The sequence below is a fragment of the Cupriavidus neocaledonicus genome, from assembly GCF_000372525.1.
GTDB lineage: Bacteria > Pseudomonadota > Gammaproteobacteria > Burkholderiales > Burkholderiaceae > Cupriavidus > Cupriavidus neocaledonicus.
The window spans coordinates 19,212-33,467 of record NZ_AQUR01000062.1 but is presented as its reverse complement, the minus strand read 5'-3'; the positions used below and the strand labels follow the sequence as shown (position 1 = coordinate 33,467).

Sequence of the window (14,256 nt, the reverse complement as noted above, 5' to 3'; positions counted from 1 at the left end):
CGACCCGATACTCGAACAGCGGAAGGTCCCGGACTCGCCTGACCACTGTCTCATGCACCTGATGGCAGCGCGCGCCACACTCCTCGCAATGCATGACCTTGCTGACCGGCTTCAAGTACAACGACAGCGTACGGCTCTCTCCCTCCGGCCATTCCACGCGCTCCAGCCGGTAGCCCTTCCAGCAACCCAGTGCTTGCAGCGTCTTGCGATCCAGCACACATCCCCCTGATACCTGAAGAAACAGACATCAGCATACAAAATGTGCTCTTTCGGGCCACGGTTTTCTGCGAAGAACCCTTTTTTTGCCTATGCTCTGCGCCCCAACCAACTGGGCTCAACCTTTGCGAAATCTTGCCGACTAACCATCCTTAACGCCAGTGTCGGAACCTCCCGTTCGGCGAGCCTTGACTTCGGCACGATGTCGCTAATCTGGAATCAAGCGGCTCGAATCCAGCCGCGATCCCATTGCCTCATCTCACCGCGGAGAAATGGTGTTCGCGCAAGCGTTGGCGCCTGCTAGCAGACTTCGTGACACCACTTTTGCTCCGAACAGAGCATCTGCTGTCCGTGCTGGCTTGGCAGTAGCAGCAACAGCGAAGACTGCGGGACAGGCCGGCAATAGGCAATGACATCTCTCCTGCTATATCGGAAGAATTCGTGAAGACGAGAAAATGGTTTGCGTTGCTGTTGCTGGCGCTCATTGGCAATGAGGAAGCTTGGGCAAGCGGAAGTGTTCCGTCGGCTGCTCCTGGCCCGGCAGAAGTTCCCTCCCTTGCGCTGCGGACCAGCGTGCCGGAGCCATCCTACGCAAAGAGTTCGGGACAGCTCGCGCTCTTCAACGGTGTCAACGCCTTGCGCCGGAAGCTCGGCGTCGGTCTTCTCATGCAAGACCCCGCGCTCGACACCGCCGCCCAGGCACATGCTGTCTATCTCAGCGCGCACAGCGTGGCACAGCATGACCAATCCGTAGGCTCTCTGCATTTCTACGCAACCACGCCTCTGCTACGAGCCAGAAGGGCCGGTGTCGGCGACACCCAATGGGTGGCCGAAATCGTGGGCGCAGCCAGAGGCCCCGATGATAGCGAGATCGGCGCAGGCTGCATCGATCAGTGGTACCACACCGTCTACCACTTGCAGTCGCTCGTCACGAACCAGGAATCCATGGGAATTGGATTCAGTGATACTGGTGCCTTGGGCCTGAATCACTGCGTCGTGGACTTCGGCACGAACACTGCAACACAACCAGGCCCGACACCCAACGGTGTGCCCTATGGAGGAGGCCAGCAGATCGATGCTGAAATCTTCGTCACTGTGCCAGCAGACGGCGACACCGACGTGCGACCCGGTTTCAACTTCGCCGGCGAGTCGCCGAATCCTGCGCCGGATCTGCCGGCGCCAGGCCGCCCCCTGATGATTTACGCGAATGGTGCGCTCGCGGAGGTGCTGTCCGTAGAAGCCTTCAAACTCGTTGACGGCAACGGCGCGGAGCTGCCTGCGCGCGTTTTGGTGTCCCCGGCGGCGAAGGCGGATGGCTCGAATGGTATGGCAGACGAATACCTCCGGAACAACGCGGCCTTCCTGGTCCCGCTCGCGCCACTGGCGGACCGCGAGGCCTACACGGCTTCGTTTTCTGGCACTCGGGCCGGCAAGCCGGTGAGTATCTCCTGGACCTTCAGGACTGCTACGCCGGGAGCCTCCACTTTCCGATAGCCCAAGCGCGCCGACGACCCCGCCGGACGGTTTCGCGGGGCAGGCCTCGAAACACATACAACGGAGATTCAACGATGGAATGGATAACGATCGCGGTCTTTCTGGTTTTGCCAGCTTACCTGGCGTTCAAGTGGGCAAGACAGGAGGGGCGTTGGCCTGGCCATGGGCGATTGCCTCCTTCATGTTCTCGTACTTCGCCTTGATCGCCTTTGCGCTGACGCGCAAAGGCCTGCCGACGGTGAGCGAATATGCGCGGAAGTATCCAGCATGCGTGACCGAGCGCGGCATGTCTTGCTATCGGTGCGGATCCAGAAGCATCCGCCTCTGGCGCGAGCAGCCGTTCATTGCCGCGCATCAGTGGCACATCTGCAATAGCTGCGGCACATCGCTCTACCGATCGCGGTGACGTGCACTTGACGCGGTCTTCGGGTCCGCCAGCCGTAACGATTACCAGGACACCCCTCTTTCCGGGGGGTCAAGTTTGGCTCCAATTCGTCGACTAGATGCTGATCGCCTTCGTGTATTCTCACGTCCGGCCGGGGATTGCGGGCACTTGACTTCGCGCGCCGATAGGTAAGCTAAAAGTAACGGTCGATCCCCGGCCGGTCAAAGTCAGAGGAAGAAAAGCATGCAAAACTCCAAACTCGCTCTCTCGGTTCTGGCCACTGCCATGGCGCTCGCTCTTGCCGCATGCGGCGGTGGTGGCGGTGACGATGGTGGATCCAAGAATCCCACCACGCCGCCTACAACTCCGACGACGCCGCCGCAGGAGCCGACGTCGGTGCCGCCGGCGACCACAGCTCCGGTATCGACGTATCCGAACGGAGATCAGCGGCTTGCGGCCTATGATGCTTTGAACTCACTCCGCCTGAAGATCGGCGTCGGCGCGCTTAAGCAAGACGACAAGCTCGACATCGCCGCCGATAACCATCTGGCTTACATGAAGGCAAATAGCGCTACAGGCCATTTGGAAGTAGCCGGAAATGCTGGCTTCACTGGTGCGAATCCCTATGATCAAGTGGTTGCAGCGGGCGGGTCGGAGGATCAATGGATTGGCCAAGCTGTGTCTAGCGGGGCGCCCGACGCGGAGAGCTGCCTCGCGGGCTTTAAGCGGTCTGTCTACCATTTACAAGCCATCACCAGCAATCAAGAGACGGTCGGTCTTTCGGTGCGCGACAACCGCTGCGTCATCAACTTTGGCATAGTCACCGGCGCCAAGGGTGGCGGTTATGGTCTCGCGCAATGGGGTGGTCAGCAGCTCGCTGCGAATGCCGTGGCATACTACCCTGCTGACAACGACTCCATATTCGGAACTTTCTACCCAGCTACGGAAAACCCCAATCCGGCGTCGGATCTTGCCAGTGCTGGACATCCGATCATGTTCCGGATGGCGGCACCGTCGTCCTCCAACGTTTTGACCGTATCCAGCTTCACGCTGACTGGCCCTGGCGGAGCAGCGGTTCCGGTACGAGTGCTGGTTCCGGCTAATGCAAAGGCCGGTTCCGTCGCCAGCGCGATCGAGAACACGAGCCTCTACGCTGGCGTGGTGTTCATGCTCCCGACGCAACCCCTCACAGGGGGCACCCACACAGCAACATTCGCAGGTGCTCGCAATGGTGTTGCTATCAGCAAGTCCTGGAGCTTTACGGCGTTCTGAGCAACATGTTACCCCTCTAAAAACAAAGAACCCCGCAACGACGGGGTTCTTTGTCTGTTCAGCCCTGGGATCTCAATACTTGCAAACCTCGTAGTAGCTGGTGCCCGGGTAATTCCCGTTGCCAGGTGTTGACGTCTTAGTGGCACCAGCGTAATAGCCGCGCGACTGCATATCAACCTGGATAAGCGGCCACATCGCCGAGGGATCATGCACAATGGGTCCGGCATCCCAGGAACTCCAAGTGCGCGCAACCGTGGGGTTGTTGGCGACGCCATCATAAACGGAGTATCCATATCCGTCGCATCCACCATCCGCACTGCAGTTACCGCCCGGCCCAATCGCGATCATGAATTTCCAAAACTCGTAGCGACACACTAATGTTGGAGGGGGCGGCGGCGGCGGGGGCGGCGGGGGATCATCGACCTTGCAGTACGGCAATCTACCTGGCTCCCGATACCAGTGGTGCCCTTGCCTACAGTCTGCCACGGTCATCGGCGGTGCCGGAAACGAGTACAACTGTGCGTTGGCTGCCGAGAAATCAGCTGCGAGAATGCATGCCCAAAGAATTCTTTTCATCAATCAATCCCGGTCCTAGAAGGTGCATCCAGTTGTAACGGTGCCCACGAGTCGCCCCCCGAGCGCCCCAGTATCGTTGCCGCTGTACCATGCGGCAGGAGAGATTGCGCTTGCTTGCGCATACCATGTAGTACCCCAGTCGTTCATGGAGAAGTACGTGCCCTGAATCGGCGGCATCACATTGCCAGTGATGTTGACCATTTCCTGCTTCGGGGTGTACAACGCCCATGCGGTACCACCCGGGCAGTTGTCCTTCGAGAACGTCATACCGTCTGTAACGTTCTCAATTTTCCGAGTAACGGTCATATTGCCCAGCGCGTTGTTGAGCGCGATATACCTGTTGCTCTTGCAGATGAATCCAACATTGGTCGCGCTGGTCGCTATCTGACCATTGTTCCCACACCACAGCCCTTCATAGATGTTTGCCACGGCCGTGCCTACCGCTTGCCAGATGCCGCCGGCACAGATCACATGCCCGGTGCCAGTGGTGCTTCGGCGGGTCGACGTTTCGACGCCGCACGCAGTACCTGGCGCACCGGTACTTGTTAGATAGGTATCGCCACCACTGGTTAAGGCAGTCGTTGCCGTGACCCGAGCGGCATTGCTGACGTCGTTGCCTGCCATGTCGATCGACGTCTGCATCCGATTGAGTTCCGGATGGCCCGGAACCTGCACCCGATATAGATAGCCGTTGTTGGCCTGCGCGCCGGTAAAGGCGAGCAAAGACGCGAGCCGGCCGCTGCCCGGGTTCGCGTAGTTGTCAAGCGGCACCTGCCACGCGCCGTATGCCCCATAGGCGCGGGTTGCCACCATCGTCGGATCGCCGTTTTGTCCGGCGTAGGGTACGAAGCCCCCTTGCGCACCCGCCTGCGCAGCGATCTGCACGAGCTGGCGGGTGTCGGTGATCGGCCGCCCGCCCTGCGACGTGACGAGCGCCTGCAAGTTGTTTGGCGTCGGCTGCAGAACCTGAAGCAGCCAGGTCTGGCCGAACACATTGGTCGCCGAGAACCCGGCTGGCAGATAGCCGCCGTTGATGAGCATGGCCGGCGTAACGTTGACAGGCACGCTTGCAGTTGCCTGAGCAACCAGCGTGGCGGATTCGTCCTGCACGAACTGCAGGGCGGCCTTGTCGAAGACAAGCATCTGGCTCGCCGCGGCGGCGGTCTGCACGTTCGTCACGCCGGCCTTTGCCCACGTCGCGAAGCCGGCAAGGCTCAGCATCGAGAGCATCAGCGCGACGAGATATCCGAGGATGGCTTCCATGCGTTTCTCAGGTGTTCAACTGGACCCAATTGACCAGCGCCCCAACGGGAATGGTCGCCGGCACGCTGTAGGCGATGCCGGTAGCAAGATTGACGGCCGTGCCCTGACTGCGGACCCGGAACCACGCGAGACTGCCCGCTGTGCTGCTGAGCAGCGCGCCGCTTGCGCCTGATGACACGCGCACGTATCCGTAGACGTCGCGCCCGCCGCCCGGATTGGCGACGGCCATGCAGCCGGCACCAGCCGGCGCCACCATCCCTGACGGCAGCACTGGCGTCACGCTCGCACCGACCAGCCCCGGTGTTGCACCGGCGGTCGACACACAGGCCGAGCCGTATGCTTGCGCCTGCTGCGCTGTGACCGTCGCTACAGATTCCATACGGCCAGCCACGCCGGCCCCAGGTGCTGCTTCTGATAGTTGCCGGCTTTGGGCAACAATCCCCAGACAGAACAGGACGGTCGCGATCGGCAGGATGAGATAGCCCATGCCCTTCTCCTCAGACTTTGGTGGCCGCGTGGAATCTCACTGGAAAGTCAGTGTGAAGCTCGCGGTCGCGCTGCATGCGGCGCCGGCGGTGGCCTGGTCTGGCAGGTTCGCCTGCGTGAAGGTCGTGGTCCCAACGGCCAATGAAACGAAATCGCGGAGGGAGGTCGCGGTGCTCACGCACTGCTTGGCTGTCTGAGCACCGCCGCCACCGAACCGGATCACGCCTTGCGAGCCGCTGTTTGCGGCCGACAAGGTCACGGCATTTCCCCACGTGTCGACCAGGGTCGTGCCGCGCACCATGTCCGTCGGAAACATGCCGCCGGTGATCATCGCCGGGATGTTGGCCGTGGTGAAGTTCGTGTAGCCGTTATTCCCCTGCGAGAATCCAGCGCGGGCATTCGTAATCAGTTGCGCGATGTTGGTGGCGACCACGCCAGCCTTGTGGCTCTGGAAACCGTTGTAGCCCGCGTATGCGATGCCCACCAGTGCCAGCAGGCCCAAGACGATGGCGACGATGCGCCCGAGAATCCCATCCATGTCATTTCCCTAAAGTCCACGTCCTGATTTCATCGCCTTCCACCGTGGACGTGATGCCGGTGGAAATTCCGCCTCGTCGCTGTGATCGCTTTGCCTGCTTACTGGAAGGTCAGCGTGAAGGTCGCTGTGGCGCTACAGGCAGCGCCGGCGGTGGCCTGGTCAGGCAAGTTGGTCTGGTTGAACGTGGTCGAGCCGACCGCCAACGTCACGTAGTCCTTCAGGCCCAGTGCTGTGCTCACGCATTGTTTTGCCGTTTGCGCATTGCCGCCGCCGAAGGTAATGACACCCTGGGACCCGTTGTTGGCAGCGGCCAGCGTGACTGCATTGCCCCAGGGGTCGACGAGTGCCGTGCCGCGCACCATGTCCGAGGGGAACATACCGCCAGTAATCATCGAAGCGATATTGGCGGTAGTGAAATTGGTATAGCCGTTGTTCCCCTGCGAGAACCCTGCTCGCGCATTCGTGATCAGCTGCGTGATATTGGTTGCGACCACGCCGGCCTTGTGGCTCTGAAAGCCGTTGTACCCGGCATAGGCGATGCCAACGAGAGCCAGCAGACCCAACACGATGGCGACGATACGCCCAAGAATTCCGTCCATGTGATACTCCTTGTGAGATTGCGAAAGCGATTGTCAGAGCTTGCCCATGGAAGATGTGAGGATCTCCGAGAGCGAGTTGGAGCCGAGCTGCAGAACAACGAAGGCGAGGAACATCAGTCCGGTGAAGGTCGCCGACATCACCATCCCCTTCGCAAGCAGTTGCCGCTCGATGACTTCGGCGTTCTGCCGCACGGCCACCGTGATCTTCTCGGTGAAGTCGTCAAAGCCGGCATACGCGCCGATTTCATCGATCAGATCCAGCGAAGGGAAGCCGTTCCCGGTCTGCCGCATGGCTTCGGCGAGGTCCAGGCCATCGGCCAGGCCGAGTCGAATCGGCCTCAGGCGTGAGGCCAGCCATGGCGATGCCGTGCCGATCTGGCCTTCCAGCGCTGCGATGTCAGGCACTTTCGCCCGCAGCAGCGCGACGAACGACATCAGCCAGCTGAATCCGGTGATCTCTCGGTACACCGTGAACGGAAACACATGCTGGTCAAAGAATCGCCTGCCCGGCCCAGCCCACCTCGGCAACGCCCACCAGCTCCAGACTGCGTAGGCACCGAGGCTCCCGAAGATGACCGGCGCCGGCCATCCCACAGCCAACTGGCCCATTCCGTACATGGCATATGCCCAGCCCGTCCACTTATCGATCGGCAGCACATCGGTGAACTGCGGCACGATGTAGCCGCCGATCAGCAGCAGGACGACATACAGCGTGACTAGGTACACGGCCGGCGCGAAAAAACTGGCCTGCAGTTTCTGCCGCAGACGCGTCGTCAGTTCGCGCACATCCAGCACCAGCCGCATAGCGTCCGGCAACTGCCCGGCCTTCTCGCCGGCGTCCAGCACGCTGCGCTCCAGATCACTGAGGCTCGTACCCATCGCCGCCATCAGCGTCTTGCCATCGCGCACCTGCCGACCGACCTCGTGCGCCGCCTCAGCGGCGCGCTTGCGGCCTCGCCGTGCTTGCCGCTCCCGGAAGTCCTCAATGACCTGGGCGAGAGTCAGCCCATTCTCCAACTGGCTCGATGCCTGTTGATACAGGCGCCGGCGCATCGTCCAAGACAGCCCGTTCATAGTTGATCCCTCATCGGAATGGCGTCTACGCTTCGCTCCGCATCGACAGGGCTCAGGCGTCCCGCCAGCACAAGGTCCATCGCGTGCGCGATCATGGGCTTGTCCGAACCCTCCCGGCGCCGATGATTGCGCCGCGCTGCCAATACGCCGTCGTTGATGCAATCCTGCATAAGCTGCTCGCTGGTCACGACAACTTCAGCTACCGCCTGTTGACCAATGATGGCTTCGCCGTGGCAGTGACCGCAGCCCGCGCCGCGCACTCGGACTTCCGAGAGATCGCCCCAGGTTCGCATCGCACTGAGCATGTAATCCGGCAGTGGTTCTGGGGCCCTGTCCAGCTCCACAGAGCATTTCGGACACAGCAGTGGCACAATCCGCTGCGCAATGAGGCCGATGATCTGGTTGTGATTGGCGATCACCTCCATCGCCAGGCGAACATGGTCCAGCATCACCAGCCGCGAGAACGTCTCGAACGGGTCGGTCACGTGCAGCGTGGTGAGCACCTGGTGGCCGGTCGCCGCCGCCTGCAGTGTCGCGATCGCTTCCTCGACACCGCGGATTTCGCCCAACAGCACCGCATCCGGGTCCATCCGCAACGTCATGCGCAACATCTCCGGGAACCGCTCGCTTTCCGTGGTGAGCTGGATCGCCCAGTCCATCGGATATTCGGTGGGATTCTCGATCGTGATGAGCCGCTTCTCCGGGAAGAGGCGTGCCTGATGCCGTGTGCATTCGAAGAGCGTCGTGGTCTTGCCGCTCCCGGTCGGGCCGGTCACGACGATCACGCCCATGGGCCGGCGCAGCAGCTGCGAGATGAGGTCCACCTGCAGCGGCGTGTAGCCCATCTGGCCGAGCTTGAATTCGCCGCCAGGCGCTTTCGGCGAGCGCAGATCGAGTCGTTTCGCCGCGTCGACCGCGTCCGCCTTCAGCGCGCCCTCATGGTGCTCCCGGTATTGCAGCCGCGCCACGAGGAAGCCGCCACCACTCTCCACCGGGTAAGCGGGCCCACGCACGATCCGCACGCTCGAAAGCCCGGTGCCCGGCAGCGCGTCGCCGGCGATCTGCGCGTCTTGCACGTCCAGCGGGTTATAGGTCGCGGCCTTCACCGTGGCGAGGCCCGTGTACATCGCGCGGATCAGGCGTTCACCCTCCTCGCGGCGCATCGATAGCGCGGAGACCGTGCGCAGATCTCCCTTGATCCGCACCTGAATCTCGGTGTGGTGCTCGCGAACCAGGATGTGAATGTCCGAGGCGATCAGCACAGCGCAATCCGCGATCAGCCGGCGCGCGAGGGTCAGGGTCTGCAGGTCCGTATCCTGCAGTTGACCGGAACCGCGCTGCTGGCGCAACACGGCAAGCTCCTGCGCGGACACCTTGCGCAGTTGGGGCGCCGCACCGCTGCGCCGCAGCTTGGCTTCCCAGGTCAGAAGCCGCGGCGTGCCGAAATGCCGGGCATCCACATAAATATCGCAACCGTGCACAGCCAGCACCTGCTGCACGTTGTCATCGGTCAGGCCAAGCTCCTTGGCGACATCTTCCACATGCAGGCCGCTTTCCGCGGCGCGCTGGCGAAGCGCCGATGCCTGCTCGGCAGTCAGATGGTTCAGGTTGAAGGCGACACGGTCGAAGGTGGCGGGCAGGTTGCGCGGGTATAGGATATGCGGCTCAAGCACCTCGGGAGGCTTCGGCAACGCCAGGGCATCGGACTTCACAGACGGCTCGGCGCGCGCCGCCAGTGCGGCGCCCCCTGTCGAGGCGTTGCGTGGACTGCGCCACAGGCGCGATAGGGTCTTGACCATCATTGACTCCCAGCGGGCGGCACTGCACCGTCCCGCATTGCGTACAGTTTTCCGGTGCCCTTCCATAACTGGGCAGCTGCTTCGTAGCTGACTTCGGTCAGCCGCAGGCCTGCCACGTCATCCAGTCCCTCGCCCACACCCAGCCACGGCGGCGCGCCAAAGCCGATGTCCGCGGTCATGGCGAGCCACGGATCGACCGGGGTGTTGCCGTCTGCCGGCAGCAGCGCGGGCGGCGAGGTCAACTGCAAGCTCACGCCGTTACCCTGTGCGTACGTCCACATCGACCGCTGCGCGGCGGCTGTCGCACTGACTGCGCGCGGGGAAGGCAGGAATGCCGCCGGCGCATTCGCCGTCGCCGTCGCTTGATTGCCGTCCGTGGAAAGCGCTCCGGGAGCATTGGCAGCCAAGCCGCCATCGCGCTTCCACGTGGTTTCGATCGTCAGGGCGGTCGACGTGGCCGGCTTGCAGCGCCAGCTGGCAAGCGTCCAGCCGGCCTCCGCAAGGACCTGCCGGTCCCAGGCGCGGCGACAGGCCTGCAGGAAGGCGGTCGGCATCGCCTCCTCGACCCAGGGTATGGCCCGCTGCCTTGCGGCCTCATTGGCGAGCTGCGCGGCGGCAACCGCGCGCTGTCGCATCAACTGCGCCTCACGCTCAGCGGCTTGCTGTTGGTCGTACCAGTACCAGCCTCCGACGAGAAGCGCCACGACGCCGATTGCCGCTGCCACCGCATAGGAGGTCGACTTCCAAGGTCCAGTCAGCACGTCCCGCATAGGCGACACGCCCTTTGCAGCCCGCGCCATGTTGGCGAGATCCCGTATCGTCCCTTCTACCTCCGTCCATTCCCCAAGGGCGCGATGCCGCTCCCGGATCGGTGCCAGTTCCTCCAGGGTGCCCACCCGGTCGCCACCGGCAATGACGGCGTGGCCCTGCCGGACGGCGATGTACCAGTAGAGGCTGCCCTGCAGGTGGAAGAGTCCCCTCCATGGCTGGCGGTGCTGGCCGGCAACGACCGCGGCGAGCGGCTTCAGCCCGGCCGGCTTCGCGCCGGCGATCGCTTCGCAGAATCCGGTCTGGATGGCCCCTTCCGCGCTTTGATGCACCAGGCCCCAGCGGACGTTCCGGCCGAGTTCCAGCGCGCGCGCGCGTAGGACACCCTGGCTCGGCTGGGCTTCCTCGTGTTGCCAGGTCAGCCCGATGGCGAAGCTGCCCTTCAGTCCGGGGAATGACAGGATCTCAGCCATCGCTCAAGGCCTCAGCGTGCGCACGCGCTTGCCGTTGGCAAGCTTCACCCCACCGTCGTCGATGCTGACGACCTTCCAGCCGCCGTCCAGCGTGTCGCCAGCCTGGACTGGGATGGTTCGACCGCTGACTTCCACAACCGCGTTGTAGTGACCGTCGAACGCGCGCAGCGACACCACGCGGGGCGCCTCCGGCGCGAGCCGCGGTGCGCGCTCTGCAACGCCGCCGACCGGCATCGGACCGGCCAGCGAAATCGATGCCACACCGGCGCCCGCCGCCGCACCGGCAGGAGCTGCAATCAGCGAATCCTCCGCCCGCTTGGCCTCTGCCTTGTACTTGGCGATCTCAGCGCGCGCCTTCCACAAAGCCATTTGGGACTGCAAAGCCGCGAGTTCCGGCGCGTCAGTGGGACGCAACGGTTGGACGGCTTCTGCCGCGGGCGTGCTCGTCGCTGTGGGGCTCGCAACGCCCGCCGCTGGGGCGGCAGCCGTCGGTTGCATTGACGGAGCGGTGCCAGATTGCGACGTCCCTGGGCTGCCTCCCGCCGACGCGATCGCCGCTGCGACAGGGTTCGACATCGCCGACGCCGCATTGGCAGGGGCGGCAGCCGAGAGGCCGACGGTAGCGGCAAAAGCCAGCGCGGCAGGGGGCCAACGATGATTGAATGCGCGATTCTGCATGGAATTGTCTCTGGGTTACAGCAAGCGGGCCGAGATCATGATGGCGATGACCGTGTCTCCCTTGAGCGCACCGACGCCACCACCGAGTGCGGCCATCCACGGCTCGCCGACGCCGTTATTGGTCGTAGACGCCTTCTGGTTGCGCAGGCCTGTGAGCACCAGCGATTCACCCGGCTTCAAGGTGATCGACTGCGTGAACCGGTTGGTCGGCATGGTGCGCAGCTGCACACTGGTCTGGTTCGCGTCCCCGCCCGAGTTGAATCGCTGCAGCGGCAGCAGGTCCGACAGCGTCATGTCGAAGTTCATCAGAATCCGGCCATCGACCACCTTGGGTAGGAAGTTGCTGGTAAAGCCGTAGGTCACCGTTCCGGTCTGGATGGAACTGGTGGAACCGACATTGGCAGCCAGCGTCGTTTGCGACTGCGCGACATAGTCCTGCAGCGTGGCGGTCTGCAAAGCCAGGACTTTGCCGTTTTGCGTGACGCCCGAGCGCGATACCACCTGCGATACATTGCCAAGCGTCGAGAGCGCCTGCACGACGGCCTTGCTGCCGGCGAAAGGACCACTCATGATGGTCGCGCCCAGATTCATGGGGGTGGCACTGCCTGAGATCGTCGGCGTGCTGACGGAACTGAACGCGACGCCGGTCTGGCCAGCGGAGCTTTGATAGGCGAGCGACAGGTTCAGCCCGTAGTTGTCCTCACGCGTGACGCGGACTTCGTAGACCTGCACGTCGATCGCCACCTGCTTGCCGTACATGGCCGCCAGGCTCTTGACGAACTGTTCGATGCGATCGCATTGCACCGGATCGCCCGTCACGGTCAGGGTGCCAAGGTTCTTGTCGACCACGACTTCGGCGCTCGCGCCAGCGACGGCCTTGGCAGTCGCCTGCAGCGTTTCCCACGGCTTCATCTCGACGGACATGTTCATCGACTGGCCGCTACGGCCACCACTTCCGCCTGAACTGCCGCCGTTCCCGCCGGCGCCGGCCATGCCCCCGGAGCTGCTGTCCGACGTGGTGATCGAACCGTTCATGGATGAGGCATCCGCGAGGCTCGGCAGCATGAAGGTCCGGGTTTCCGTCCGGAAGAACGACACCGTCCCATCGTTGTAACGCGACCAGACCCAAAAATACGCCTCGACGGCATCGAGGAAACCCTTGAAGTTGCCTTCGTAACGGAGGGTCAAGGGCGTAGTGATCGCCATGCCAGCACCCTGGCCCGAGCCGGAAGCGCCGGCCAACGGGGCGGCCAGGTCCACTCGGGGCGTGCCACCCATCGGAATTGGCCCAGTCGGCCGCGATCCGGCGGCAGGTTGCGCTGGTGCCGAACCGCCCGTTGCGGACGCCACGGCTGAGGCGTCCACGGTCGCGCGCACGCCGACGCTCTGCGCGATCCAGTTTGCAGCTTCCGTCAAGGATCCAAGCGTGCCCTTGAACACCACGTGTTTGTTGTAGATGTCCGGCTGCGGCTTGCTGGCGCGGATCTTTTCCCCCATCAGCCAGGCGCCCTCATGCACCCGGAACACCGGGCGGCTGCGAGGCGCATCGGCGTATGCGGCGTGCGCCTCGTTGCCGATGGCGTTCTGTACGTTGCGCGTTTCCATCACACCGCAGCCCGACAGCAGCGTGGCGGCCGCCACGGCGGACGCGGTGTAGCGCGCTGCATTGCTCTTCTTCATCATCATTGGACCATCCCGTTTTGGCTGATAATCACCGTGCGATTGCCGCGCCAGCTATCCCCCACCACGTCGGCGCCGTTATTGGCCAGCTCCTCCACCACCCGCTTGACTGCGCTTTCGAAGTCGCTGCCGTAGTCCTTGTCGCCGGGCACGATCCAGCCGTCCGGCACGTTCCAGGCCACCGTCCACCCGGCCCGGCTCGCCCAGTTCTGAAGCTGCTGTTGAAGTGCCTCCCCTTTGACAAGCCGGAACACGGCCCCGGCCGCCGGCGCGATGTTCGGCACGGCCGGCGTGCTGGCCTTGCTCGGCGCTGCGCCTGCGGATGGTGTATTGGCGGCCAGCAATGTCTGGCTGGCAGCAGCCTTGGCGGCACGTGGCGCCTGCAGTTGCTGCCAGCCGTCGTTCGACAGCTGCGAGGCGTGCACCGCCGGCACAAGGATCAGGCCGCTCAAGAGTGATGCTGCGGCGACGGCAATGCGAACGGTTCGGTTGGATTGGCACATAACTATGCGTTCGGTTGAGGTGAAGGAACTACCGCAAGGCGGCGCGCTGCAGCGCCTGCCACCGCGCATGAATCTGGTTGGCGTAGCGCAACTGCTTGTCGGGCGAGGAGGCGTTGTAGGCCCCGACCGCCTTCCACGTTGGTCCGAAGCGCTGGATGTTCTCGCGCAGAATCCACGCGCCGACGTAGGCATTGATGCACCCATCAAACAGGTGGGCGCGCGTGATCCCATACCTGCCCAGGCGCGGCAGGTGGATCGAGTTGATCTGCATGAGGCCGATATCCTCCGAACCGTTGCCATTGCGATTCGTGACCCACGGCCGCATGCCCGACTCCTGCAACGCGATGCTCCGGAGCAAGGAGGGGCTGACCCCATGGAACTTCGCGGCATCATCGAGGCAGTCGGCACGAGCTGCGCTGGCCAGCAAGGCGGATGCCGTGAGCGCCACCATC

The 14,256-nt window shown here is 63.3% G+C and carries 14 protein-coding genes and 1 pseudogene; 3 read left to right on the top strand and 12 right to left on the bottom strand.

Translation table 11 applies throughout. The annotated features are described in order from the left end of the window. Nucleotides 1-217: pseudogene (locus A3AG_RS33015) on the bottom strand (transposase family protein); the annotation flags it as partial. A 440-nt stretch (nt 218-657) separates the two neighbouring features. Between A3AG_RS33015 and A3AG_RS0101995 the strand changes: the two are divergent. The 3 genes from A3AG_RS0101995 (at nt 658) to A3AG_RS33010 (ending at nt 3,367) form a co-directional block, all read left to right on the top strand. Further along, nucleotides 658-1,710 (top strand): CAP domain-containing protein, encoded by a 1,053-nt coding sequence (locus A3AG_RS0101995; protein WP_012354551.1) that lies wholly within the window; start codon nt 658-660, stop codon nt 1,708-1,710. A 79-nt stretch (nt 1,711-1,789) separates the two neighbouring features. Then, on the top strand, nt 1,790-2,116 hold the full coding sequence (locus tag A3AG_RS31230) for a hypothetical protein (RefSeq protein ID WP_232348027.1): 327 nt from the start codon (nt 1,790-1,792) through the stop codon (nt 2,114-2,116). Between the two features lie 222 nt (nt 2,117-2,338). After that, nucleotides 2,339-3,367, top strand: a complete 1,029-nt coding sequence (locus A3AG_RS33010; RefSeq protein WP_012354552.1) for a CAP domain-containing protein — start codon at nt 2,339-2,341, stop codon at nt 3,365-3,367. Between the two features lie 591 nt (nt 3,368-3,958). On the opposite strand, the gene pilV is transcribed toward A3AG_RS33010, so the two are convergent. The 11 genes from pilV to A3AG_RS0101930 all read right to left on the bottom strand — a co-directional run bounded on the left by pilV (nt 3,959) and on the right by A3AG_RS0101930 (nt 14,255). Continuing rightward, on the bottom strand, nt 3,959-5,206 hold the full coding sequence (gene pilV / locus A3AG_RS0101980; protein WP_012354554.1) for a shufflon system plasmid conjugative transfer pilus tip adhesin PilV: 1,248 nt from the start codon (nt 5,204-5,206) through the stop codon (nt 3,959-3,961). Nucleotides 5,207-5,213: 7 nt separating this feature from the next. After that, a complete protein-coding gene (locus A3AG_RS0101975; protein ID WP_012354555.1) occupies nt 5,214-5,693 on the bottom strand; it encodes a hypothetical protein in 480 nt (159 codons plus the stop codon). A gap of 36 nt (nt 5,694-5,729) precedes the next feature. Then, complete coding sequence (locus A3AG_RS0101970; protein WP_012354556.1) at nt 5,730-6,230, bottom strand: type 4 pilus major pilin; 501 nt, start codon at nt 6,228-6,230, stop codon at nt 5,730-5,732. A 98-nt stretch (nt 6,231-6,328) separates the two neighbouring features. Further along, nucleotides 6,329-6,829 (bottom strand): prepilin type IV pili, encoded by a 501-nt coding sequence (locus A3AG_RS0101965; RefSeq protein ID WP_012354557.1) that lies wholly within the window; start codon nt 6,827-6,829, stop codon nt 6,329-6,331. 33 nt (nt 6,830-6,862) lie between these two features. Next, entirely contained in the window at nt 6,863-7,903 is a 1,041-nt protein-coding gene (locus tag A3AG_RS0101960; protein ID WP_012354558.1) for a type II secretion system F family protein, read from the bottom strand. Then, nucleotides 7,900-9,705 carry a GspE/PulE family protein gene (locus tag A3AG_RS0101955; protein ID WP_012354559.1) on the bottom strand — a complete coding sequence of 602 codons (1,806 nt, stop codon included), beginning with the start codon at nt 9,703-9,705 and terminating at the stop codon, nt 7,900-7,902. The genes A3AG_RS0101960 and A3AG_RS0101955 overlap by 4 nt, the downstream gene beginning before the upstream one ends. Further along, nucleotides 9,702-10,943: a type 4b pilus protein PilO2 gene (gene pilO2 / locus A3AG_RS0101950; RefSeq protein ID WP_012354560.1), complete on the bottom strand. Its 1,242-nt coding sequence runs from the start codon at nt 10,941-10,943 to the stop codon at nt 9,702-9,704. Before pilO2 ends, A3AG_RS0101955 begins: the two co-directional genes overlap by 4 nt. Before the next feature lie 3 nt (nt 10,944-10,946). Further along, nucleotides 10,947-11,441, bottom strand: a complete 495-nt coding sequence (pilP, locus tag A3AG_RS33700; RefSeq protein ID WP_256461666.1) for a type IV pilus biogenesis protein PilP — start codon at nt 11,439-11,441, stop codon at nt 10,947-10,949. 195 nt (nt 11,442-11,636) lie between these two features. Further along, complete coding sequence (locus tag A3AG_RS0101940; protein ID WP_012354562.1) at nt 11,637-13,307, bottom strand: type II secretion system protein GspD; 1,671 nt, start codon at nt 13,305-13,307, stop codon at nt 11,637-11,639. Continuing rightward, nucleotides 13,304-13,753: a toxin co-regulated pilus biosynthesis Q family protein gene (locus A3AG_RS0101935; protein WP_018003857.1), complete on the bottom strand. Its 450-nt coding sequence runs from the start codon at nt 13,751-13,753 to the stop codon at nt 13,304-13,306. Before A3AG_RS0101935 ends, A3AG_RS0101940 begins: the two co-directional genes overlap by 4 nt. Nucleotides 13,754-13,832: 79 nt before the next feature. Next, complete coding sequence (locus tag A3AG_RS0101930; RefSeq protein WP_026163867.1) at nt 13,833-14,255, bottom strand: lytic transglycosylase domain-containing protein; 423 nt, start codon at nt 14,253-14,255, stop codon at nt 13,833-13,835. Nucleotide 14,256 lies beyond the last annotated feature (1 nt).